Raw genomic sequence first — 22,452 nt, forward strand, 5'->3', positions numbered from 1 at the left:
CATACACCTGTTTTTCTTTTTTTTCGCGTGTGCGCAGGTGCTTTTTTCGGCCTGCTTAGTCGGCGAACAGCTGCACCCAGTAGGTGCGTCCACCGATCGTCGCCTGACCGACACCCATTCGTCCAAACGAAGCCGACAGGATGTTCGCGCGGTGACCAGACGAGTTCATCCACGCCGATACGACCGCCTGCGCGGTCTGCTGACCGGATGCGATGTTCTCGCCCGCCGTGCGGTAGCTCACACCGGCCTCGTTCAGTGCCGTCAGACCGCGCGAACCGTTCGGTCGGGTGTGCGAGAAGCTCTGCGCCAGCTCGGCAGCACGCACAGCGGCAGCGCGGTTCATGTTCGCGTCCAGCGTGAGTGCAGACAGGCCGTTCTGCGCACGAGCAGCATTGACCTCGGCCAGCACAGCCTGTGCCGCAGACGAGGTACTGGTGCTTGTACCGCCGGTGCTGCCCGAACCATTTCCGATATTGTTCGAGCCATTTCCGCTGTTATCGGGCTGATTACCAGTGTTGTTTGAGCTGCTGCCCGGTTTTGTGATGCCGTACTGTGCGAGCAGCTGCTCCCAAGCGGTCTCAAAGTGCGAGGGTACGGTAGCCGTCTGGGGGACCGCTGCCGCCTGCGCGGCCGGAGCCGCAAACGCGCACAACAGTGCCGCTGCGGTCAAACACATCTTCTTTTTCATGGGGTATGTCCTCCGTATGTTGTGGTTTTGCCCTTCGGCTGCTCCATCATACGGGAAAATGACCTGCTTTTGCAATGGAAAAGTGCGGTGACACGGGTAAAATGATGCAAAAAAGCAGGGAAATCACCAAGGATTCCCCTGCTTTCCAGTCTTTTAAAGGGATTTTCGCGGAACTTTTGCCGCTTATACCGCGTCGTCAGACATGACCTTGACGTAATAGCGCCGCGTGCGCGGGCCGTCAAACTCGGCAAAATAAACTGCCTGCCAGGTACCCAGCACGGCCTTGCCGTCCTCGATGATGATGGTCTCGCTTGCGCCCACGGTCATGCACTTGAGGTGCGCGTCCGAGTTGCCCTCCGCGTGCTGGAAGCCGCTGCGGATGGGAAACGCGCCGTCCATGCCCATGACCAGATCGTGACGCACATCAGGGTCTGCGTTCTCGTTGATGGTGATGGCTGCGGTCGTGTGCGGGCAGAAGACCACGCACAGGCCCGAGCGCACCCCGGAATCACTGATACATTTCTTGACAGCGGCGGTGATGTTGTAATAGCCTTGCCGGTCGGTATGCAGGGTAAAGGTCTGGGTTTTCATGGAACGTACCTCCTTTTTATCATTCGCTGCGGTTTTCGTGCAGATAGGTCGCTTCCAGGTCGGACAGGTGCAGCTTGACGGCGAGCGGATAGCGCTCGTAGGCGTTCGCGATAGCGAAGGAACCGGCGCGTGCCGAATCGTCAAAGCCGCCCATGTGCCAGCGAATGGCGACTGCCTCCTCGTTTTTGAGCTTCATAAAGCGTTCGATCAAAAAGACCGACTTTTCGCCGTGACCATAGGGAAAACGGTCATTGACCACGTAGACCGGTACTTTTTCCCACACGCCCGCGTCATTCTTGCGGTTGCGGTACTCGACATCGTAGAACCCGGCCTTGCACAGGTCGTGCAGCAGCGTGCAGATCGTGCAGCTCTCCAGGTTGTCGGTCTCGGGGTCATAATGTTTATCCATCATGACATGGTATACATTCAGGCTATGTTCGAGCAGACCGCCCTCGTAGGCCGCGTGAAAGCGGGTGGATGCAGGTGCGGTGAAAAAATCGGTCGATTCCAGCCATTCCAGCAGCTTATCTGCACCCCGACGGGTCACGTTCTGCCGGAACAGCTCCAAAAATTCTTCTTTCTTGTCAGACATGCTCGTTCTCCTTCCAGCGTGCGGCCAGCGCGCACAGGGTGTCGGGTTGATTTGGGACGGTCTGATCGACGACCGCTGCAAGCAGGCGGCGTAGCACCCGTCCGATATCCGGGCCGGTAAAGCCCAGCGCACGGACGGTATGTCCGTCGATCGCCAGATCACGCAGGCTCAGGCACGCGCCCGCCGCGCACACGGCATTGACCAGCCGCTCGGTGGTCTGCAATTCGGCCAGATGGATGGAAAAGGTATCCTGTCCGGTGCAGTCGGCTTTCTTGATGGCGAGCAGGCGGCGCACATCCGCCTCGCCCAATCGTGCCAGACGGCGGCGGACGATCTTCTCTTCCTGCCCCAGCGGATAGTCGTGCAGTTCGACCAGCGCGCATACCTGCTCACGCAGAGCATTGGATGCCCGCAGGCGGGTCAGCGCCCGCTCGGCCAAGTCCCGGCTGATATGCGGGTGACCCTTGAAGTGTCCCACGCCGTCCGCATCAATGGTATAGGCGTGCGGCTTGCCGCTGTCGTGCAGCAGCATGACCCAGCGCAGAACCGGGTCAGCCGGGATGGCCTCGACTGCACGGACGGTATGTTCCCATACATCATATCGATGGTGCGGATTGTGCTGACACAGGCCAAACATGGGCGTAATCTCGGGCAGAACGGCAGCCACAATGTCCGCGCAGCTGCGCAGCGCGCGTCCGGCGTACGGTCCGGTCAGGATGCCGGTCAGCTCCTCCAGCACCCGCTCGTGTGCGATTGCTTCCAGTCGTGCAAGCTGACGGCGCATGGCGTAGCCGGTCTGTCGCTCGATGGCAAACCCGGTCTTGGATACAAAGCGCACGCCGCGCAAAATACGCAGCGCATCCTCGGTAAATCGCGCGTCCGGGTCACCGACTGCACGGATGAGACCGTTTTGAAGGTCGCTCTGTCCGCCGAAGGGGTCACACAGGCCGCGCTCCGGGTGGTACGCCATGGCATTAACCGTAAAGTCCCGCCGCAGAAGATCGTCCTCGATGTTTGCGACAAAATCGACCTTGTCTGGATGCCGTCCGTCGGTGTAACCCTTTTCGGTGCGGTAAGTGGTGATTTCGAGTGCCATACCGTCAATCTTGGCTGTTACCGTGCCGTGCCTCAGTCCGGTCGGATGCACCTCATAGGCGGCAAGCGCCGCGCTTGTCTCGTCGGGCAGGGCTGAAGTGGTGAGATCCCAGTCGTGCGGTGTGACACCGCGCAGGCTGTCGCGCACGCCGCCGCCGACCGCCCAGGCTGTATGTCCGTGGGCTTCCAGACAGGCAATGGCCTCGCGCACAGGTGCGGGCAAGTCGATCTTTCCGGAAAAACCGGTCAATTCCCTTTCTCCTTCTGCTTGAGGCGGTAGGAAGTGCCGTCGGGATTGAGTACAACCGTGTTGTCAAGCTGGGCTTTGAGGCTGCGGCGGAAGCCTTCAATGTACGCCTCACGCAGCTCCTTCTGTTCTTTCTGTTCCTCCGGGGTCAGTCCCTCGGCCTTGGATTTACGCGCCAGTTCATTGATGCGTTCGATCTGTTCGTTTGTCATGGGAGTATGCCTCCTTTGTTCTGTTTTGTTTTTTTCTATTATATCAGGCTGGTTTGCCCCTGTCTATCTCCTTGACCGTGGATTCGGTGCATGATACAATAAAACAAGATTCACGATTCTACGTTCTGGAGGGATTCACGCATGAAAATTGAAACCCAATGCCTGCATGAGGGCTACAAGCCGGAAAACGGCGGCCCCAGCGCTCTGCCCATCGTGCAGTCCACGACCTACCGCTTCGACTCGACCGCACACATTGCCGGTCTGTTCGATATGCCCACCGAGTTTATGTACTCTCGCTTTGCAAACCCGACCTGTGACGCGGTTGAAAAGAAGATCGCAGCACTCGAGGGCGGCGTCGGCGCGATGCTGACCTCGTCCGGTCAGGCCGCTTCCCTGCTGTCTATCTTAAACCTTTGCTCGGCTGGCGACAGCTTCATCGCAGCGTCCACCATCTACGGCGGCACCATCAACCTGTTCGGTGTTACGCTCAAGAAGCTGGGCATCGAGTGCATCTGGGCCGATGCTGAGGCAGACGAGGCCGAGGTACAGAAGCTGTTCAAGCCCAACACCAAGGCAGTATTCGGTGAGACGCTGGCAAACCCGGCACTGACCGTATTCGACATCGAGAAGTGGTCCAACATCGCACATAAGAACGGTGTACCGCTCATCATCGACAACACCTTTGCAACTCCCTATCTGTGCCGTCCGATCGAGTTCGGTGCGGATATCGTCATTCACTCGACCACCAAGTACATGGACGGTCATGCCGTACAGGGCGGCGGTGTCATCGTCGACGGCGGTAAGTTCGACTGGGCAGCCTCCGGCAAGTTCCCGGACTTCACCGAGCCCGACGAGAGCTACCACGGCGTTGTCTACACCCGCGAGTTCGGCAACATGGCATACATCATCAAGGCACGCATGCAGCTGATGCGTGACTTTGGCTGCTATCCGGCAGCACACTCTGCATTCCTGCTCAACCTGGGTCTGGAGACCCTGCCCGTTCGTATGCAGCGCTACTGCCAGAACGCCATCACGGTGGCCAAGCATCTGGAAGCTTCGGACAAGATTGCACACGTACGCTACCCCGGTCTGGAGAGCGACCCGCACCATGCTCGTGCACAGAAGTATCTGCCGCTCGGCACCTCGGGCGTTATGTCCATCGACATCAAGGGCGGCCGTGAAACCGCTATGAAGTTCATGGACAGCCTGAAGCTTGCTTCCAACGAGGTACACGTTGCCGACATCCGCACCTGCGTGCTGCACCCGGCATCCGAGACCCATCGCCAGCTCACCGACGAGCAGCTGGTTGCTGCCGGCATCGAGCCCGGTCTGGTACGTCTGTCTGTCGGTCTGGAGAACGTCGAGGACATCATTGCCGACCTCGATCAGGCACTCGCCCAGCTCTAAGCGATCACATCCGATCGCCTAACCGGAGGTGTTTTCTTGCAAATCCGTTCCATCCGCGCGGATGACCGCGACTTTTTCTGCTCGTCCATCCACGCGTTCTATCATTCCCCCGCCGTCTGTCACGAAATTCCCGCGCAAAATGCTGTGCGCACCTTTGAACTGCTCCTGCAGGGCTCGCCCTACGCCGACTGTCTGATCGCAGAGGACGATACCGGTCGGCCGGTGGCCTACTGCCTGCTCGCACTGACCTGGTCGAATGAGGCCGGTGGTCTGTGCGTCTGGCTGGACGAGCTGATGGTGGACGAGAGTCAGCGCTCCAAAGGCGTTGGCCGCGCCCTCATCGCTGCCGTGCAGGAAAAATACAAAGACGCCGCACGTCTGCGTCTGGAAGTGACCGATGAAAACCCGCGTGCCGCTGCGCTGTATCGCGCACTGGGCTTTGAAGATCTGCCGTATCGTCAGATGACGATGGATCGCAAGGTCTGAACGCACGCCCATGCAAGGAGGGACTGCGATGTTTTTACTCTACTGTCTGCTCACCTTCGCACTGGCCGCATCCGTCGGCGTAATTGTCCGCTGTCTGGTCTCGGTACGCCGCGAGCCTTCCTACTCCAAGCTGTCCGCGATCACTGCGGCCATCCTGCTGTGTCTGATGCTCATGCTCATCGCGCAGCAGACCGGCCCCTCGGCCTTCGGCTGGTTCCAGCCCATCTTCGGTCGTCTCTGACGTCCTGCAAAACAACAAAAGCCGCCCGTTCGGGCGGCTTTTTTCATACCAAAATGTGCGGTGATCGTTCAAACACCATCGGGCTGTGCGCGGCGCAGCGTGCGGGCAGCCGCACGGAATACGCACTGGGTCATCTCCCGTGCTGCGACCACCTTGTCAGCGGCGGTCACCACCCAGCCCTCCTTGGACTGCGGCATACGCGGCGTCAGCGGGAACATGTGGGTTGCAATGGCATCGCGCTGGCGATCGGTCAGGGCAAAATAGCGCGACGCACGCTTTGCGGCCAGCACACCGTGTACAAAACCGTGCATGTGGGTCAAGCGATGAATGCCGCGGTAATGGCTCAGAAAGCGCTTAAACCACTCGTCATGCCAGTCATAGCCAAAGAAATCATGCAGCAACGCCGCACGCGTGACCGAAATGATGTCTTCTTCGCTCCAGTCCATCGCACACGTCATGCGGAACGCCATACGCGCAACCGCAACTGAGTGCTCGTAAACCGAATTTTCTACACCGTGATGCACAAACTGCCGAGTTTCCTCAAATAAGGGGTGCGTCAGAATGTCCGCCGTCACGGCTTCAAATGAAAGACCCATTGGAAGCGCCTCCTCTCCGTTTCTTCTAGTTTCATTGTATGCGATTTTCCCAAAATTCGCAAGCGTTTCGGTCGGAATTTCACAAATTTTTTATTCTACTGCCCTGAGGGGTATGCTATAATAAGAAAAACCATTATCCGACCATTTTCGCCATGTATAAAGGAGTTCGGTTATGAAGAAAAGATTGCTGGCGCTCGCGCTGCTTCTACTGCTGACAGGCTGCGGCTCTGCGCCATCCACCCAAGCGGATGCGTCCGAACCACCCGAAGCAGCCGAGCCGGTCGTGCAGCCCAATATCGTCTCCACCTTGGCTGTGTGCGGCGACGCGATGAGCCACATGCCCCAGACAAGAGATGCCTATGACAGCCAGGCCGGTGCTTATGACTACAAGCCGATGATCCGTTTCGCCAAGCCCTGGATCGAACAGGCCGACTATGCGGTGGTCAATCTGGAGACTACCTTTGCCGGCGGCCCGGATTACTCGGGCTTCCCGGCGTTCAACACACCGGACGCGCTCGGAGACGCGCTCAAAGACGCGGGGTTCGATCTGGTCAGCACGGCAAACAATCACTGTCTGGATCGCGGATACGACGGCATGGTGCGCACGCTGGACGTGCTGGACAACCTTGGACTTGCGCACGTCGGCACCTATCGCTCTGCCGAGGAGCGTGCCGCGCAGAACGGTGTCCATGTTGCCGATGTGGGTGGTATCAAGGTCGCGTTCCTGTCGTATACTTACGGCACCAATGGCATTCCGGTGAGTAAGTCTCATCCGGATACGGTCAATATTCTGCACACCGACTACATGAGTGATGCACAGGTGCTGGATACCGCGCGCATTGCCGACGATCTGGCCACAGCCGAGGCACAGTCCCCTGACCTCATCGCAGTGATTGTACACTGGGGCGTGGAATATCAGACCACGCAGAATGAGCATCAGGAAGAGATTGCAGACTTTCTCTTTGACCACGGCGCCGACGTCATTTTGGGCAGTCACCCGCACGTCTTGCAGCCGATGGAGACCCGCACCCTGACCGACCGGGATGGCACGACACACACAGGGTTTGTTTGTTGGTCGCTGGGCAACTTTATTTCCTCGCAGAATGATGAGTACACCGACACGACCGTCGTGCTCAATCTGGAGCTGACCAAGAATCCCAATACTGGCGTGACCGATGTTACCAAGGTCGGATACGTCCCGCTGTACATGCTTGACCGTGAGCAGGAAGTCGGCGGTGAACGCTTTACCCTGCTCGATGCGCACCGCGGCATTGAAGAATACGCCTCGGGCGACAGCAGCTATATCTCGTCCTCGACTGAGAAAAAACTGCAAAAATGCGTGTCCGACTGCCACAAGATTCTGGGTGCAGAATACGATCAGGCAGCCTGAAGCCAAACAAAGGCTCATTTTGTCGGAAAAGTCTCCCGCGCCCGTGGCGCGTATGAAATCCAGTAAAAAGTCGCGACATGTGCGTGACTTTTTACACAGCAAAATGTCCAGAATCGCTCATTTATGCGCGGTTCTGGACATTCTTCGTCCAAAGCGCTTTGCGCGGCGGACGCCTGCTCGTCGAAAAACCGCAGTTTTTCGACGACATAAACAAAGCGCAGCTGTACAAGCTGCGCTTTTTATGTCCGGACATGCCAGCACCCCGAACGGGAGGGAGGCTCATTCGGGGCGCTGACAAAATCAAGGTATGAGAAGTAAAAAGAACATTGGGAATATGGGAACCATGAGTTACAAATCAAGGGGGATTTGCTTTCCTCGTCTTCCATTATAACGCCCCGGGCGTTCTTCCCGCAATAGTCAATTCTTACGACCTCATTCCCATATTTTTGTCTATTCTGCTTTTTTTCTGTGCATTCTCTGTGCACACTTCTCCCTTTTATGCAAAATAGTCGGTCTCGCGACGTTCCCGGGTGGTTAATCTTTTGCGCGGGATGCAAATACACGTCGATCGGGCAGCTGGGCCAAGATAATGGCGGCAAATGCCAGCACACAACCGGTCAGCTCACGCACCGACAAACGCTCACCGAGCAGTACCCAGCCAGCCAGTGCCGCAACCACCGACTCGAGCGACAGGATGAGCGAAGCGACGGTCGGCTCGGTGTATTTCTGGCCGATGACCTGCAAGGTGTAAGCAACCGCGCTGCTGAGCACGCCTGCGTACAGGATGGGCGCCCAAGCACCGAGCAGTGCATCAAAGGTCGGCTGCTCAATGAAGAGCATCGGAATCAGGCACAGTGCTCCAGCCGTGAAAAACTGGATGCACGACATGCGCACACAGTCCACACCGGGCGAAAAATAGTCGATGATGAGGATATGGGTGGAAAATCCAACCGCTGCCGCGAGCACAAGCAGGTCACCCAGTGCAATGCCCGACGATTCGGTCATGCACAGCAGGTACATGCCGCACAGTGCCAGGGCGACTGCGCCCCATACCTTTGCGCTCACGCGCTTACCGACCAGAAGGCCGAGCAGCGGAACGATCAGGATGTACATCGCGGTCAAAAATCCGGCTTTGCCGACCGAGGTACGCGCAATGCCAAACTGCTGCAAGACCTCGGACACCGCCAGCGATACGCCGCAGCACACGCCGCCCAAAATCGGCCATGCCTTGTTCTTAGGCGCAGACTCCTTGGTCTGGCTGCGGTTGTCCAGACGATCGAGCAGCGCGATACAGGGCAAAAGCACCACGCCGCCGATCAGGTTACGCACACTGCTGAACGTAAACGGCCCGACATAGTCCATGCCCACCGACTGCGCTACAAATGCCACGCCCCAGATGATCGCGGTCAGCAGGAGCACTGCATTTGCACGCATACGAATAGATTGTTTCATGTCTCTCTCCCCAAATTGATATTCTCGGCTGCCTTGACAGCGCTGTCTTATATTATGTCTTATTTTTTCCATTTTGGCAAGAATTCCTGACAGATTCCCCCGGCTTTCCATTGACATTTCCCCGCAGAATTGCTATACTGTTCACAACAAATGTAGTTTTTAACACTACATCAAAAAGAGATTGCCCATCCGCCGCGTGCGGATCGATGATATCGGTTATTTTAGGATGTGACATCTATGAACTTCAAAATCGCTGTTGATAGCTCTGGTGATCTGCACGGCGGCATGCACTGTGCCCCCGGCGTATCTCTCTCCATTGTTCCGCTCACGCTGCACGCCGGCGATCTGTCCTATGTGGACGACGCTGCGCTCGACGTGCACGCCGCGCTCGATGCCTTACAGGCATCCGGCGCCGCAGTCTCTACCTCCTGCCCGTCTCCCGAGGCTTGGGCAAGTGTATTCCGTGAGGCCGACTGCACCTTTGCAATCACCATCTCTTCCGAGCTGAGCGGTTCCTATCGCGCCGCAGTCATTGCGCGTGATCTGGTGATGGACGAATTCCCGGACAAGAAAATTGCAATCATTAACTCTCGTGCGACTTCCGGACAGATGATCCTGCTCGCGCACAAGGTAAACGAGCTCATCGCGCAGGGTCTGCCCTTCGAGCAGATCATTCATCAGGTCGAGGACTACAACCAGAGTCTGCATATTTACTTCACCCTGTGTTCGTTCGACAATCTGGTCAAGGGCGGCAGAATGCCCAAGCTGATGGGCACACTGGTCAAGAAGCTGGGCATGCGCATCATTGGCACGGCAGACCAGGGACGCATCAAGGTTGTGCACAAGTGTCGTGGTGAGCGCAGCACGCTGATGACGCTGCTCGATGATATGAAGCGCAGCTGTGATTTGAATGAGCGTCATGTTTACATTACCCATTGCCGCAATCCCAAGCTTGCCCTGACGCTGCAAAATCTGATTCTGGCCGAAGCGCCGGGTGCGCAGATCACCATTCTGCCGACGCATGGTATTACGAGCTACTATGCCGAGGAGCAGGGTATTATTATTTGTTATTGAGATATGAACTGTACAGGAAAGGCTGTGCCGACACGATCGGCACGGTCTTTTTTTGCGAAAGAAAAACCGTTCCCCAAGGGGAACGGTTTTGGTGTATTTGGTTGAATTGATTCCCGGGCTGGACACCGGGAATCAAGGGGGATTTCGCCGTCTGCGGACGGCGACGCAGGGCGCTGCCCTACGAACCCGCAAACCTTTGAAAAGGTTTGATCGAAACTTTATTGTTTACTGCTTGTCCATCATGCTGCGCACGATCTTTTCCGCCGTGATGGGCAGAGTACGGACACGTACACCGGTTGCGCGCGCGACAGCGTCTGCAATCGCGGGCGACGGGGTGTTAATAACGACCTCACCGATGGACTTTGCACCAAACGGGCCGGTCGGCTCGTAGCTGCTCTCGAACTCGACACGTACCGTGCCGATATCCAGACGGCTGGGGATCTTATACTGCATGAACGAGTTGGACAGGTTGGTACCATCGGCAGCGTATACGATATCCTCGTACAGCGCCATACCGATGCCCTGTACCAGACCGCCCTCGGTCTGAACGCGTGCCAGATTGGGGTTAATCGGCGTACCACAGTCAACTGCTGCGACATAGTCGATCAGCTCTACATGACCGGTCTCAGGATCGACCTCGACCTCGGCTGCGCCTGCCATAAACGGCGGGGGCGATACCGGCGAGGAATGGCTGACGGTTGCAGAGAGCACGTCACTGCATCCGCACTGACCGCTGTATGCAATCGAAGCCAGATCGGCCGAGCGGGTCTCGTCCTCGAGCGAGAAGACGCGCTTGCCGTCAAATGCAACCTCTTCCTCAGACAGGTTGAGCATCTTCGCACCCTGACGGATGATCTTGCCGCGCAGCTCCTCACAAGCACGCACGCAAGCCATACCGGTGACATAAGTCGTCGCGGATGCGTAAGAACCGGAATCATACGGTGCGGTGTCAGTATCGGATGCGTAAACTGCGATATCCTCCATGCGGCACTCCAGGCAGTCAGCTGCCATCTGCACCAGAATGGTGTCACAGCCGGTACCCATATCGGTACAGCCGAGCAGCATATTATAGGTGCCGTCATCGGACAGACGGATGATGACCGCGCCGACGTCTACATTGGAGATCGCCGAGCCCTGCATTGCCATTGCCATACCAACCGCACGGATGCGGCCATTCGGCATCACGCGGGGCTTGATCTTTTCATCCCAGCCGATCATCTCACGCACGCGCTGTACGCAGCGATCCAGTGCGCAGGCGTTGGTCTTTTCGCCGTAGTATGCCGGCATGACCATGCCCTCGCGTACCATATTCTGCATGCGCAGATCGATGGGGTCACGACCGATCTCATCCGCCAGCTCGTTGACGATAGACTCAACTGCAAAGATACCCTGGGTCGCGCCATAGCCACGGTATGCACCAGCGGACATGACGTTGGTATATACAACGTCGTAGCGGAAGCGGAAAGCTTCCTGCGTGCCCGAGTACAGCGGGATGGGCTTATGACCGGACAGACCGACGGTCGTGGGACCGTGCTCACCGAATGCACCGGTGTTGGACAGAGTGTACAGATCGATACCACGGATGGTGCCGTCCTTCATGGCACCGATGCGCACGGTGACTTCCATCTCGTGACGCGGGCTGGATGCGATCATGGACTCCTCACGGGTGTAGATGATCTTTGCCGGGCGGCCGGTCTTGATGGTTACAATTGCCGGATAAACCTCGGTAACGACCGTCTGCTTGGCACCGAAACCACCGCCGATGCGGGGTTTCATCACGCGTACCTTGGACTTCGGGATACCGAGTGCGATGGACAGGATACGACGGACGTGGAAGGGTACCTGAGTAGAAGAAATGATGTTCAGGCGACCGTATGCGTCCAGCTGGGTGAAGGTACGGAAGGTCTCCATCGGGGTCTGCTGGTTTGCCTTGGTGTGATAGGTGCGCTCGAGCACAACATCACAGCTTGCCAGCACGGCTTCGATATCGCCGTGGCCTTCCTGACCGGAAGCGCACAGGTTGCGCTTGTTATCCGCACCGACCGGGCAGTTTGCGACCCAGTTTTCCTCGGGATGAATCAGAACCGGGTTGTCCTTCGCCTTATGGAAGTCCAGAACCGGCTCGAGCACCTCGTACTTGACCTTAATCATGCGCAGCGCACGATCGACTGCCTCATCAGTCTCACCTGCGACAATCGCAACCGCGTCACCGACAAAGCGCACGCGGCGGTCAAGAATCAGGCGGTCATACGGAGAGGGTTCCGGGAAAGTCTGACCAGCCATGGTGAAACGGTTCTGGGGAACATCCTTATAAGTCAGCACGCAGGCGATGCCCGGTACCTTCTTGGCGATGTCCACGTTGATGTCCTCGATCAGCGCATGCGCATGAGGAGAACGCAGAACTTTGACGATCAGCGCGTTCTGGGGCGCGATATCGTCGGTATAGACCGGCTGACCGGTGGTCAGCGCACGGGCATCCGACTTGCGTACGCCCGTTCCTACATACTTCTGGTTCATGCTTCCTCCTTTTCCGCCAGGTACTTGCGGATGGCACGCAGCTGGCTGACGTAACCGGTGCAGCGGCACAGGTTGCCCGCAAGATAATTACGGATGTCGTCCTCGGTGGGGTTCTTGAGTTCACGGGTCATGCCGATGATGTTCATAATCAGGCCAGGGCTGCAGAAACCGCACTGCTCCGCGCCCTCGTCGGCCAGATAGGTGCCGATCTCGGCGGCCTCGCTCTGCAGGCCTTCCATGGTCTCGACCACCTTGCCGTCGATGCGAGCGGTCAGCGTCGAGCAGGACAGCACCGGACGGCCATCGACCAGCACGGTGCACAGGCCGCAGTTTGCGGTCTCACAGCCGCGCTTGACCGAGTAGCAGCCGCGGCTTCTGAGGTATTCGGTCAGCGGCTGCGCCGGATTGACCTCATCGGTCACCTTTTGTCCGTTGAGTGTATACGAAATCTTCATGCGTTAATCCTCCTCGATGGCAAGCGCCGCGCGGCGCACCAGAACACGGCACAGATGTGCGCGGTACTCGGCAGAGCCGCGCAGATTGCTGGAAAAGGTCAGGGTGTCTGCGCAGCGGTCGGCAAAGGCCTGCACCGCTTCGCCGTCCTCGCGTACCACCAGGGCTGCACGCTGCGGACGTGCACCGACTGCGCATACGGTCTGGTCTGCGGTACGGCAGACCGCAACAGCCAGCACCGGGAAATCGGTGGCAGATGCGCGATGGGTCACATAAGCCGCCTTCTGTCCGCGCTTGGGCAGGCGGACTTCGACCAGAATGTCACGGTCGTAAGGCATGTTCACAAAGTCTGCAAGGGCAACCACACCTGCCTTATGCAGTACAACCTCCGCGCCGAGCGAGAGGAACAGGGTGAGCGGATCGGAGAAACCAAAGCGTCCCCAGATGCTGCCGCCGATGGTGGCGCAGTTACGGAACTGCACGCCAACGATGTGACGGACACATTCGGCAATACAATCGCCAAAGTAAGCGGCGAGACCGGGATGGGTTTCAATCTGGCGCAGCGTGACCATGGCACCCAGCGCAAAGTATTCGTCCTGTTCGGTGATCTGATCGAGACCCAGTTTAGAAAGATCAATCGCGGTAGACATCATACGGCGACCCATCTTGAGCCAGCCGCAGCCGCCGAGCACAGTGCTCTTGGGTTTTTGGTTGAGTTCATATGCCTCGTCCAGGCTGGACGCGACCACATAATTTTGCGTCGTGAACATATCTGCTCCTTTCGGGATTGTTGCAATACAAACGGCTGAGCGGGCTGTCTGACTGCAAAAAAACCGCCGTTCGCGTCTTTTCTCTGTCAAAACCACGCGCACGGCCTATTCTCATCATATATATTAAATTGTACCATTCCCGCCGCTTGAATGCAATGCACATTTTCGACGGAAAACACCGCAAAACTCTGTCAATTCCCGTAAATTCTCGCTGTCCCGCCAAAAATACACCGCTCGCCCTCTGTACAATCTCTCCCCTGACCTGTATAATAAAACTGTACGACGAAAATTATACCACACGTAGGAGGACTGTCTTGAAATCTAACCTGCATTCCAAGCTCTACCGCCTGGTCGGCGGGCTTGAAGTGATCGTGGGCATCTGTATTCTGGTTGCAGTTGCGGCCGCAACTTTCGGCCTCATCGCTGACATCCACATCCCGACCATCGTCTCATCGCCCGAATCCCTCCAGGCCTACCTCACCACTGCCATGACCATCATCATCGGCGTCGAGTTCGTCAAGATGATCTTCAGCTACAACATCAACACGGTCATCGAAGTGCTGATGCTGGCTGTCGCACGCCAAATGGTGGTCACCCACACAAGCCCCGTCGAAAATCTCATCACAATCGTTTCGGTTTCCCTGCTTTTTGCAATCCGCAAATTCCTCTACGTCCCCCAGCTCGACCAGAACAAGCACGACACCCACGGCAGTCTGCTACCTCACTTTGTACGCCGTGCTCTGCACCTCGACGAGCAAAAGGAACCCGAAGCCGATCTCGGAAAGGAAGAATCATCTACGCATGTTACCCAATGACCCCATTATTCTGCTCAGCTACATTAACACCAAACTGCGCGACGACTACGCCGATCTCGACGATCTGTGCAGCTCGCTCGGCATCGATGCCGGTGACCTGTGCGGCCGTCTGGCTCCCCTCGGTTATACCTATAACCACAAGAACAATCGCTTTCAGTAAGAAAGGACGCGCATACCATGTTACATCCCATTCTGGATGCCGTCCGTGAGGCCGGACAGATCATTCTCAGCGCCCACGACGTACAGGTATCCTCCAAAGAGGGCATCGGCAACTTTGTCACCACTTACGATGTCAAAGTCCAATCCTTCTTACGTGAAAAACTGCTGTCCATCGTCCCCGACGCCCATTTCGTCGGTGAGGAGGACAAGGTACACGACGATGCACTGCACGGTCTGGCCTTCATCGTCGATCCCATCGACTGCACGGCAAACTTTGTACGCGGCATGAAGCACTCGGCTGTCTCGGTCGCACTGGCGCGCGACGGCGTGCTCATTCTCGGCGCTGTTTACAACCCCTATCGCGATGAAATGTTCTACGCCGAACTAGGCAAGGGCGCATTTCTCAACGGAACCCCCATCCACGTTTCCGACCGCACCCTGTCCGAAGGTGTGTTCTGTATCGGCACTTCGCCGTATCACCGTTCTCTGCGCGAACGCACTATGACCATTGCCGGTCGACTCATGGAGCGCATGCAGGATCTGCGGCGCTTCGGCTCGGCCGCACTCGACCTGACCGACATCGCCTGCGGACGTGTTGAACTCGGTTTCGAATGCATTTTACAGCCCTGGGACTTCGCTGGCGGTGCAATCATTCTGACCGAGGCCGGTGGACGGATTACCCAGCTCGACGGCTCTCCCATTACGCTCGACCGTCCCTGCTCCATCCTCAGCGGCAACCCGCTGGCGCACCGTGCATTCCTCGAGGAAAGCCTGGCAAAATGAATTTTCCCACTCCGCCTTCCTGCATGGAGGGCGGATTTTTTTACCCAAATTTAGGGAATCTCCACTACTTTTATTCCCGACTTTTAGCACTATACACAAAGCAGGATACTAAAATGCACAAAATCAGAATAATCCGTATAAGCATTTTTAAACAGTTTGCTTATAAATATTTGTGCAAAAATCTCAACCAAGAGAAATTTCATGCGCATATTTAACAAAATTGCGTGTTAAATGTTGCCTATTCTGCTGAATCAGCGTAAAATAGCATAACAAAATAAAAAAACCGGTCGCCGGCTCTCCCGATTTTTCGGGAATCGGCCTACTTCGTGAAAGGACTGAACATTCCATGAACCATAATTTTTCTCCCGCCATGCTCGGCGAGGGCTGGAATATGCTCAAGCATGCCGAGCGCGACCAATACTTCCTGGTTGCACCTGAGACGCAGCATCAGGATATGCGTCTTGTTTTGATTGAAATTATGACCCAGCTGCTCGCTGGCAAGCACATTGCCATGCTCGCACAGAGCCATACCGCTAACAGCCTGGGCGCTCTGCGCGCACTCTCTCCTGAGACCCGCATCCTCAAGCGCGGCAATGAGACCGCTCTGTTCGCCGAACTGGGCGACGTTCCCTCCGCTGAAATGCTGTGCGCACTGCCCCGTACCGGTGCATTCCGCCTGCGTTTCGCCGGTTTCGACGGCTCGGTTCCCGGTGAGCTCATCTTCTCCGGTCTGATCGAGAACGAATGCCCCGCAGATATCGTGCTCGACTGCACCTATCTGGCTGGTCGTCCGGCTCTCGGCATCACCCTCGCACCCGAACAGATGGAAGAGGACACCCTCGTAGACCTCGTCCGCCACGCTGTCGCAGATCACGGCGCTGCCCTGCGTATCGATTTCGCTTCATAAGGTCGCCGCACCCCTGCTGAAGCTTTCGCCAGCCTTTCTCGAAAGGCTGCGGGTTCTCAGGGCAGAGCCCTGAGCCGCGTCCCGCAGGACGCGGAATCCCCTCTTGATTCCCAGTGTCCGACCTGGGAATCAACCAAATAAAACCCACAAAAAACCGTTCCTTAATAAAAGGAACGGTTTTCTCTTTCTCCCCAACTTCTCTTACATATCTTAAAGTCCCACAACGCAAAAAAGCCTGTCCATTCGGACAGGCTTTATAGCTTGCTTTGTAAAAATTACTCCGCAGTGTAGGGCAGCAGGGCTACGTGACGTGCACGCTTGATCGCCTCGGTCAGCTGACGCTGATGCTTTGCACAGGTGCCAGTCATACGGCGGGGCAGGATCTTGCCGCGCTCAGACATGTAACGGCGCAGCTTAGCTACGTCCTTATAGTCGATGGCCTCTACCTTATCTACGCAGAAGGAGCAAACCTTTCTGCGGCGACGTCCACCGCGCTGTGCGCGCTCCGGACGGGGAGTAAATTCCTTCTTGGTCTCTTCCATTGTCAGGTACCTCCTTTTTTCAAAAATCAAAAGGGAACGTCGGAATCATCATCCAGCTCCGCAAAATCCGAATCACCGACCGAAAGGTCGAAGCTCGGCGCGGGAGCCATCTGAGAGCCCATATCGAATCCCTCGGGACGGATCTGCGAGCCAGAGTCATAGCCGCCGGCGTAACCGCCGTTCGTATCGCGAGACTTCTTGGTCTCACCAAACGAAATTTCATCAGCATTGATCTCGATGGAAACACGCTTATTTCCGTTCCTGTCTTCCCAGTTCCGCGACTGGATGCGGCCGACTACAATCGCGAGCATACCCTTGGTGAACCACTGCTTAACAAACTCGGCCTGACGACCCCATGCGACACAGTCGATGAAATCGGTCTGACGCTCGCCGTTCGGGCCCTTACGGTCGCGATCGATCGCGAGGGTAAAAGACGCAACAGCGGTGTTGGAAGCAGTATGGCGCAGTTCAGGATCTCGCACTAAGCGGCCCATGAGGATCGCTTTATTCAGCACGATTTCTCACCCGCCTTAGTCCAGGGCTACGATGATGGAACGCATCACGCCGTCCGTAATCTTGTAGATACGGTCGAGCTCAGCCGGGAAAGACGGAGCGGACGTAAACTGAATCAGGGTGTAGTAGCCCTCATGCAGGTCGTCGATTGCGTAAGCCATACGGCGCTTGCCCCAATCTTCAACCTTGTCTACGGTACCGTTCGCCTCTACGAGAGACTGGAACTTCTGCACCAGAGCAGAAATCTCCTCCTCACCGAGGGTGGGGTTGACAATGAAAAGAGTCTCGTACTTGCCAGTTACCTTTGCCATGTTTTTGCACCTCCTTTTGGACTTTGGCCCACGATCATACGTGTCGTGAGCAAGGATACTTCCTTATTATATCTGACTTTCTTAAATTGTCAAGCGATTCTTTGAAATTTTTTTGGTTTTTTTCGCAATATTGCTTGACGAACCTTTTCCCTTGTGCTAAAATATCATTGTTGTGCCGGACAGTCCACCGTCCTTGTGCAACTTCACAAAACAGCTGCTAGTATGGCTCAGTTGGTAGAGCAGCGCATTCGTAATGCGCAGGTCGTCGGTTCGAGTCCGACTACTAGCTCCAAAGTTTGACCGCTCTTTCTTCGGAAAGAGCGGTTTTTTTGTGTCCAAAAAACCGCATGGTAAAATTGCCCAAATTTTCTGCCTGATTTTTTCTCTTTTGTAAATGATATTTATTCTTGACTTTTGTTTCCTTCACTTGTATAATGACATCAGAAATCATTCCTAACACCACTTGACTTTCCGTTGTGTGTGCGGTCTGTACGATCGTTCCGTTCGGAAAAACCCTTTTCCGTGTATGGGTTTTTCCAGTATCGTACTTCCGCAAATAAGCCGAGAAGAGAGGAAAAATATGTCCAAACACCTGCCCTTATCCGTCCGCGTTCCCATCGAACCGGACAACCCCAGCATTCTCCGTGTGGAGGAGAAATGCATCCGATGCGGCATGTGCAAGCAAGTGTGCACCGAGCGCATGGGCGTCCACGGCACCTACACGCTGGCCGAAACCGGTGACCAGGCCATCTGTATTCACTGCGGCCAGTGTGCCAATGTCTGTCCGCCCGACAGCATCATAGAACGCGACGCGCACCACGCCGTACAGGAGGCCATCGCAGACCCGGACAAAATCGTGATCGTAAGCACTTCGCCTTCGGTGCGTGTGGCACTGGGCGAGGCCTTCGGTCTGGAACCGGGTACCTTCGTAGAAGGAAAAATGGTCGCGCTGCTGCGGGCACTGGGCGTCGACTATGTACTCGACACCAACTTCGCTGCCGATCTGACCATTGTCGAGGAGGCCAGCGAGCTGATCGAGCGCGTTACGTCCGGCAACGCTCCCCTGCCCCAGTTCACCAGCTGCTGCCCGGGCTGGGTCAAGTTCGCAGAGCTCTATTACCCCGAACTGCTGCCCAACCTGTCCACTGCAAAAAGCCCCATCGGTATGCAGGGCCCGACCATCAAAACCTATTTCGCAAAACAGAAAAACCTCGATCCCCGCAAGATCGTGAACGTCGCGCTGACACCGTGCACAGCCAAGAAGTTCGAGATCGAGCGCGAGGAAATGTGCGCATCGGTCGATTACCATGGCATTCCCGGTATGCGGGACATGGATTTGGTCATCACCACCCGCGAGCTGGCGCGCTGGGCCAAGGAAGCCGGCATTGATTTTCACAGTCTGCCCGATGCATCCTATGATGATATCATGGGACGTGCGTCCGGTGCAGGCGTGATCTTCGGCAACACCGGCGGCGTCATGGAAGCTGCGCTGCGTACCGCCTACGAGTACCTCACCGGCACCCCGGCACCCGAGGCACTCTACGACTTACAGCCCGTGCGCGGCTACGACGGCATCCGCGAAGCTACCCTGCACGTTGGCGAGCACGAACTCAACGTCGCAGTGGTCTACGGTACGGCCAACGCCCGCACGCTGATCGAGCGCGTGAAAAACGGCGGCAAGCAGTACCACTTCATCGAGGTCATGGCCTGCCCCGGCGGCTGCATCGGCGGCGGCGGTCAGCCCAAAGACCTGCTGAAGGATGCCGACCAGATTCGTCAGAGCCGTATCTCCGGCCTGTACGCACGCGACGCTTCGCTGACCGTGCGCAAGAGTCACGAAAACCCCGATATCAAACTGGTATACGAGCAGTTCTACGGTCAGCCGCTGAGCGAAATGGCCGAAAAGATGCTGCACACAATTTACACCGATAGAAGCAACACGTTACATGTGAGAGGAGAACATATTATGAAAAAGTGGAAGTGCAAAGTTTGCGGTTACATCTACGAGGGCGAGTCTCTGCCCGCTGATTTCACCTGCCCGCTCTGCAAGCAGCCGGCTTCGGCATTTGAGCCGATCGAGGAAGCGCCCAGCGCATCCAAGTACGCTGGCACCCAGACCGAGAAGAATCTGGAAGCTGCATTTGCCGGCGAGTCCCAGGCACGCAACAAGTACACCTACTTCGCTTCGATTGCCAAAAAGGAAGGCTACGAGCAGATCGCTGCCCTCTTCCTCAAGACCGCTGAGAACGAGAAGGAGCATGCAAAGCTGTGGTACAAGGAGCTGTACGGCCTGGGTGACACCGCAGAAAACCTGCTGCACGCTGCCGAGGGTGAGAACTACGAGTGGACCGACATGTACGACGGCTTTGCCAAGACCGCTGAGGAAGAAGGCTTCCACGATCTGGCTCGCAAGTTCCGTCTGGTTGCAGCCATTGAGAAGCACCACGAAGAGCGTTACCGTGCCCTGCTGCGCAATGTAGAGACCGCTCAGGTATTCAAGAAGAGCGAAGTTAAGGTATGGGAGTGCCGCAACTGCGGTCACATCGTAGTCGGCACCGAGGCACCTGAGGTTTGCCCGACCTGCGACCATCCGCAGAGCTTCTTCGAAGTACACGAAGAGAACTATTAAGCCCATTTTGAGACCAAACCGTCTTTCCTAACCGGGAGGCACAGTGGATTTTGTCCGCTGTGCCTCTCTTTTTTATGCCTGCCGACCGTTGACATTTCTGTCTACTACGTGTAGACTATAATTGTCTACAGGATATAGACAGAAAGGAAGGTGACCGTATGCAGGACTTCAAACTCGGCGCTGTCGAGTCGCGCTTTGCCGACCTCATCTGGCTGCACGCGCCCATCACGACGAGTGAACTGGTCAAACTGTGTGCGCAGGAGCTAAGTTGGAAGCGCACCACGACCTACACCGTGCTCAAGCGCCTGTGCGAGCGCGGGCTGTTCCAGACACAGGATAGCGTGGTCACGCCGCTGCTCTCGCGCACAGAGTTTTACGCACGGCAGAGCGAACAGTTCGTCGAGCAGAGCTTCGACGGCTCGCTCCCCGCATTTCTCGCCGCATTCACCACCCGCAAACGCCTGTCCCCGGAGGAAATCTCCGAGATTCGCCGCATGATCGATGCCTGTGAAAAGGAGTGAGTGACATGACCGAGCTGTTTTTGTCCTTTGTCAACCGCAGCATCACCGCCGGATGGATGATTCTTCCCGTCCTCTGTCTGCGCTGGTGCCTGCGCAACTTCCGCTCCAAAGACCTCATCTGCATCCTGTGGGGACTGGTCGGGCTACGCCTTGCCCTGCCCTTCTCCCTGCCCACGCCGTTCAGCTTGATTCCATCTGCTCAGACCATCCCCACCGATATCATGTATGCAGCCTCACCCGCCATTGATACCGGTCTGAGCACGCTCAACCAAACGGTCAATCCGATGCTCTCGGCCTCGTTCTCCCCTGACCCGTCCGCAAGCGCAAATCCACTGCAAATTTGGCTTGCCCTTGCGGTGCTCATCTGGGTGATCGGCATTGCGCTCTTCGCGCTCTATGCCCTCATCAGCTTGCTGCGTCTGCGTCACCGTCTGACCGAAGCTGTCCCGGTCGGGGAAAACGTGTGGGTCTGTGATCACATCGCCTCGCCTTTCCTGCTCGGTCTGATGCATCCGCGCATTTATCTCCCGTCCTCGCTCGATCCCCAGACCGCAGCTTCCGTCATCGCACATGAGCATGCTCACCTGGCGCGCCACGATCCCATCTGGAAAGCCGTCGGTTTTGTCCTGCTCGCGCTCTACTGGTTCCACCCGCTCGTCTGGGTGGCCTACATTCTGTTCTGTCGGGACATGGAACTTGCCTGTGACGCACGCGCAACCCGAGACTTCTCCCCTGCTGAGCGCAAAACCTACGCCGAAGCGTTGCTGGCATGCAGCCTGCCCCATGCCGTACGGTCATTCTGCCCGCTGGCGTTCGGGGAAATCGGGGTCAAATCCCGCATCCGTGCCCTGCTGCAAGGCAAAAAGCCCTCGCACTTCCTTGTAGTCGTGACCATCTTCATCATCGCGATTTTGGCCGTCTGCTTCCTGACCGATCCTGTTCCATCCGATCCATCCGAATCGTCTACATCTGCACTAGCACTGACGGATGACGTCATATCTGACGCGATTCTGACCCACTACAACGCCCACTCGACCGAAGATCTGCTATGCACCGAAAGTCACATCCCGTTGCTGACAACCTATCGCCAGAATGACGACGGATCGCTCAAGGTCACCGCGTATCTCATGGTACTATATCTGGAACTGGTACGCGACGGCGATTGGTTCCGCGAGCAGAGCGGCAGCCACATCCCGACCGCACTGACCTTCCACGTCCAGTCGGATGGCAGCTGCACACTGACCGAATACTGGGAACCGGGTGACGGCAGCCTGTACGCTCCAGACATCCGCGCCAAATTCCCGGCAGATATCGCAGAACGCGCACTGGATACCCAGCGATACATCGACGAACAGATGAAAGCCTGTTACGATCAGGCAATCGCCTACTGGGGTCTGGAAGAACCATGATAACATTCCACAAATGCAACAAGGTCATGCCGTTTGGCATGACCTTGTCGTC

26 protein-coding genes and 1 tRNA gene are annotated in these 22,452 nt (G+C 56.7%); 14 read left to right on the forward strand and 13 right to left on the reverse strand.

Going from position 1 to position 22,452, the window contains the following annotated elements; translation table 11 throughout:
- Positions 1–55: 55 nt before the first annotated feature.
- From B5D52_RS08785 to B5D52_RS08805, 5 genes are all read right to left on the reverse strand, one after another.
- Positions 56–688, reverse strand: coding sequence for a CAP domain-containing protein (locus tag B5D52_RS08785; RefSeq protein ID WP_016148372.1), 633 nt, complete (start codon positions 686–688; stop codon positions 56–58).
- A gap of 183 nt (positions 689–871) precedes the next feature.
- The gene (locus B5D52_RS08790; protein WP_016148373.1) at positions 872–1,279 is read right to left on the reverse strand and encodes a secondary thiamine-phosphate synthase enzyme YjbQ; all 408 of its coding nucleotides are present in this window, start codon (positions 1,277–1,279) and stop codon (positions 872–874) included.
- Positions 1,280–1,298: 19 nt separating this feature from the next.
- Positions 1,299–1,871, reverse strand: coding sequence for an HD domain-containing protein (locus B5D52_RS08795; RefSeq protein ID WP_016148374.1), 573 nt, complete (start codon positions 1,869–1,871; stop codon positions 1,299–1,301).
- Entirely contained in the window at positions 1,864–3,216 is a 1,353-nt protein-coding gene (locus B5D52_RS08800; RefSeq protein WP_016148375.1) for a CCA tRNA nucleotidyltransferase, read from the reverse strand. Before B5D52_RS08800 ends, B5D52_RS08795 begins: the two co-directional genes overlap by 8 nt.
- Positions 3,213–3,425: a DUF896 domain-containing protein gene (locus B5D52_RS08805; RefSeq protein ID WP_016148376.1), complete on the reverse strand. Its 213-nt coding sequence runs from the start codon at positions 3,423–3,425 to the stop codon at positions 3,213–3,215. The genes B5D52_RS08800 and B5D52_RS08805 overlap by 4 nt, the downstream gene beginning before the upstream one ends.
- Positions 3,426–3,566: 141 nt before the next feature.
- Between B5D52_RS08805 and B5D52_RS08810 the strand changes: the two genes are divergently transcribed.
- The 3 genes from B5D52_RS08810 to B5D52_RS08820 are packed head-to-tail and all read left to right on the forward strand — an operon-like array spanning position 3,567 to position 5,559.
- Entirely contained in the window at positions 3,567–4,832 is a 1,266-nt protein-coding gene (locus B5D52_RS08810; protein ID WP_016148377.1) for an O-acetylhomoserine aminocarboxypropyltransferase/cysteine synthase family protein, read from the forward strand.
- A gap of 36 nt (positions 4,833–4,868) precedes the next feature.
- Positions 4,869–5,318 (forward strand): GNAT family N-acetyltransferase, encoded by a 450-nt coding sequence (locus B5D52_RS08815; protein ID WP_016148378.1) that lies wholly within the window; start codon positions 4,869–4,871, stop codon positions 5,316–5,318.
- 28 nt (positions 5,319–5,346) lie between these two features.
- Positions 5,347–5,559 (forward strand): hypothetical protein, encoded by a 213-nt coding sequence (locus tag B5D52_RS08820; protein WP_016148379.1) that lies wholly within the window; start codon positions 5,347–5,349, stop codon positions 5,557–5,559.
- A 68-nt stretch (positions 5,560–5,627) separates the two neighbouring features.
- Here the strand turns inward: B5D52_RS08820 and B5D52_RS08825 are convergent, their stop codons facing one another.
- The gene (locus B5D52_RS08825) at positions 5,628–6,155 is read right to left on the reverse strand and encodes an HD domain-containing protein (protein WP_016148380.1); all 528 of its coding nucleotides are present in this window, start codon (positions 6,153–6,155) and stop codon (positions 5,628–5,630) included.
- A 172-nt stretch (positions 6,156–6,327) separates the two neighbouring features.
- Between B5D52_RS08825 and B5D52_RS08830 the strand changes: the two genes are divergently transcribed.
- A complete protein-coding gene (locus B5D52_RS08830) occupies positions 6,328–7,545 on the forward strand; it encodes a CapA family protein (RefSeq protein ID WP_016148381.1) in 1,218 nt (405 codons plus the stop codon).
- Between the two features lie 77 nt (positions 7,546–7,622).
- Entirely contained in the window at positions 7,623–7,856 is a 234-nt protein-coding gene (locus tag B5D52_RS16350) for a hypothetical protein (protein ID WP_040332874.1), read from the forward strand.
- 223 nt (positions 7,857–8,079) lie between these two features.
- On the opposite strand, the gene B5D52_RS08840 is transcribed toward B5D52_RS16350, so the two are convergent.
- On the reverse strand, positions 8,080–8,997 hold the full coding sequence (locus tag B5D52_RS08840; RefSeq protein WP_016148382.1) for a DMT family transporter: 918 nt from the start codon (positions 8,995–8,997) through the stop codon (positions 8,080–8,082).
- 237 nt (positions 8,998–9,234) lie between these two features.
- Here B5D52_RS08840 and B5D52_RS08845 point away from each other — a divergent pair, with 237 nt between their 5' ends.
- Entirely contained in the window at positions 9,235–10,071 is an 837-nt protein-coding gene (locus B5D52_RS08845; RefSeq protein ID WP_016148383.1) for a DegV family protein, read from the forward strand.
- Positions 10,072–10,296: 225 nt separating this feature from the next.
- On the opposite strand, the gene B5D52_RS08850 is transcribed toward B5D52_RS08845, so the two are convergent.
- The 3 genes from B5D52_RS08850 to B5D52_RS08860 are packed head-to-tail and all read right to left on the reverse strand — an operon-like array spanning position 10,297 to position 13,811.
- A complete protein-coding gene (locus tag B5D52_RS08850; protein WP_016148384.1) occupies positions 10,297–12,588 on the reverse strand; it encodes a xanthine dehydrogenase family protein molybdopterin-binding subunit in 2,292 nt (763 codons plus the stop codon).
- Positions 12,585–13,043: a (2Fe-2S)-binding protein gene (locus tag B5D52_RS08855; RefSeq protein ID WP_016148385.1), complete on the reverse strand. Its 459-nt coding sequence runs from the start codon at positions 13,041–13,043 to the stop codon at positions 12,585–12,587. The genes B5D52_RS08850 and B5D52_RS08855 overlap by 4 nt, the downstream gene beginning before the upstream one ends.
- 3 nt (positions 13,044–13,046) lie before the next feature.
- The gene (locus B5D52_RS08860; RefSeq protein WP_016148386.1) at positions 13,047–13,811 is read right to left on the reverse strand and encodes an FAD binding domain-containing protein; all 765 of its coding nucleotides are present in this window, start codon (positions 13,809–13,811) and stop codon (positions 13,047–13,049) included.
- 314 nt (positions 13,812–14,125) lie between these two features.
- On the opposite strand from B5D52_RS08860, the gene B5D52_RS08865 reads away from it, so the two are divergent.
- From B5D52_RS08865 to B5D52_RS08885, 4 genes are all read left to right on the forward strand, one after another.
- Complete coding sequence (locus B5D52_RS08865; protein WP_016148387.1) at positions 14,126–14,626, forward strand: phosphate-starvation-inducible PsiE family protein; 501 nt, start codon at positions 14,126–14,128, stop codon at positions 14,624–14,626.
- Entirely contained in the window at positions 14,613–14,786 is a 174-nt protein-coding gene (locus tag B5D52_RS08870; RefSeq protein ID WP_016148388.1) for a DUF4250 domain-containing protein, read from the forward strand. Before B5D52_RS08865 ends, B5D52_RS08870 begins: the two co-directional genes overlap by 14 nt.
- A gap of 17 nt (positions 14,787–14,803) precedes the next feature.
- The gene (locus tag B5D52_RS08875; RefSeq protein ID WP_016148389.1) at positions 14,804–15,568 is read left to right on the forward strand and encodes an inositol monophosphatase family protein; all 765 of its coding nucleotides are present in this window, start codon (positions 14,804–14,806) and stop codon (positions 15,566–15,568) included.
- Between the two features lie 346 nt (positions 15,569–15,914).
- Positions 15,915–16,475, forward strand: coding sequence for a hypothetical protein (locus tag B5D52_RS08885; RefSeq protein ID WP_016148391.1), 561 nt, complete (start codon positions 15,915–15,917; stop codon positions 16,473–16,475).
- Positions 16,476–16,750: 275 nt separating this feature from the next.
- On the opposite strand, the gene rpsR is transcribed toward B5D52_RS08885, so the two are convergent.
- Genes rpsR through rpsF form a run of 3 tightly spaced genes read right to left on the reverse strand, consistent with a single transcriptional unit; the run spans position 16,751 to position 17,841 of the window.
- Positions 16,751–17,017: a 30S ribosomal protein S18 gene (gene rpsR, locus B5D52_RS08890; protein ID WP_016148392.1), complete on the reverse strand. Its 267-nt coding sequence runs from the start codon at positions 17,015–17,017 to the stop codon at positions 16,751–16,753.
- Between the two features lie 26 nt (positions 17,018–17,043).
- The gene (locus B5D52_RS08895; RefSeq protein ID WP_016148393.1) at positions 17,044–17,532 is read right to left on the reverse strand and encodes a single-stranded DNA-binding protein; all 489 of its coding nucleotides are present in this window, start codon (positions 17,530–17,532) and stop codon (positions 17,044–17,046) included.
- Between the two features lie 15 nt (positions 17,533–17,547).
- Positions 17,548–17,841, reverse strand: coding sequence for a 30S ribosomal protein S6 (gene rpsF, locus B5D52_RS08900; protein ID WP_016148394.1), 294 nt, complete (start codon positions 17,839–17,841; stop codon positions 17,548–17,550).
- A gap of 216 nt (positions 17,842–18,057) precedes the next feature.
- Here rpsF and B5D52_RS08905 point away from each other — a divergent pair.
- The 4 genes from B5D52_RS08905 (at position 18,058) to B5D52_RS08920 (ending at position 22,400) form a co-directional block, all read left to right on the forward strand.
- Positions 18,058–18,133 (forward strand) — tRNA-Thr (locus B5D52_RS08905).
- A 288-nt stretch (positions 18,134–18,421) separates the two neighbouring features.
- Positions 18,422–20,470 carry a rubrerythrin gene (rbr, locus tag B5D52_RS08910; RefSeq protein WP_016148395.1) on the forward strand — a complete coding sequence of 683 codons (2,049 nt, stop codon included), beginning with the start codon at positions 18,422–18,424 and terminating at the stop codon, positions 20,468–20,470.
- A gap of 158 nt (positions 20,471–20,628) precedes the next feature.
- The gene (locus B5D52_RS08915) at positions 20,629–20,991 is read left to right on the forward strand and encodes a BlaI/MecI/CopY family transcriptional regulator (protein WP_016148396.1); all 363 of its coding nucleotides are present in this window, start codon (positions 20,629–20,631) and stop codon (positions 20,989–20,991) included.
- Between the two features lie 5 nt (positions 20,992–20,996).
- Complete coding sequence (locus B5D52_RS08920) at positions 20,997–22,400, forward strand: M56 family metallopeptidase (protein ID WP_016148397.1); 1,404 nt, start codon at positions 20,997–20,999, stop codon at positions 22,398–22,400.
- Positions 22,401–22,452 lie beyond the last annotated feature (52 nt).

This window comes from Butyricicoccus pullicaecorum DSM 23266 (genome assembly GCF_900167005.1).
Classification (GTDB): Bacteria; Bacillota; Clostridia; order Oscillospirales; family Butyricicoccaceae; genus Butyricicoccus; species Butyricicoccus pullicaecorum.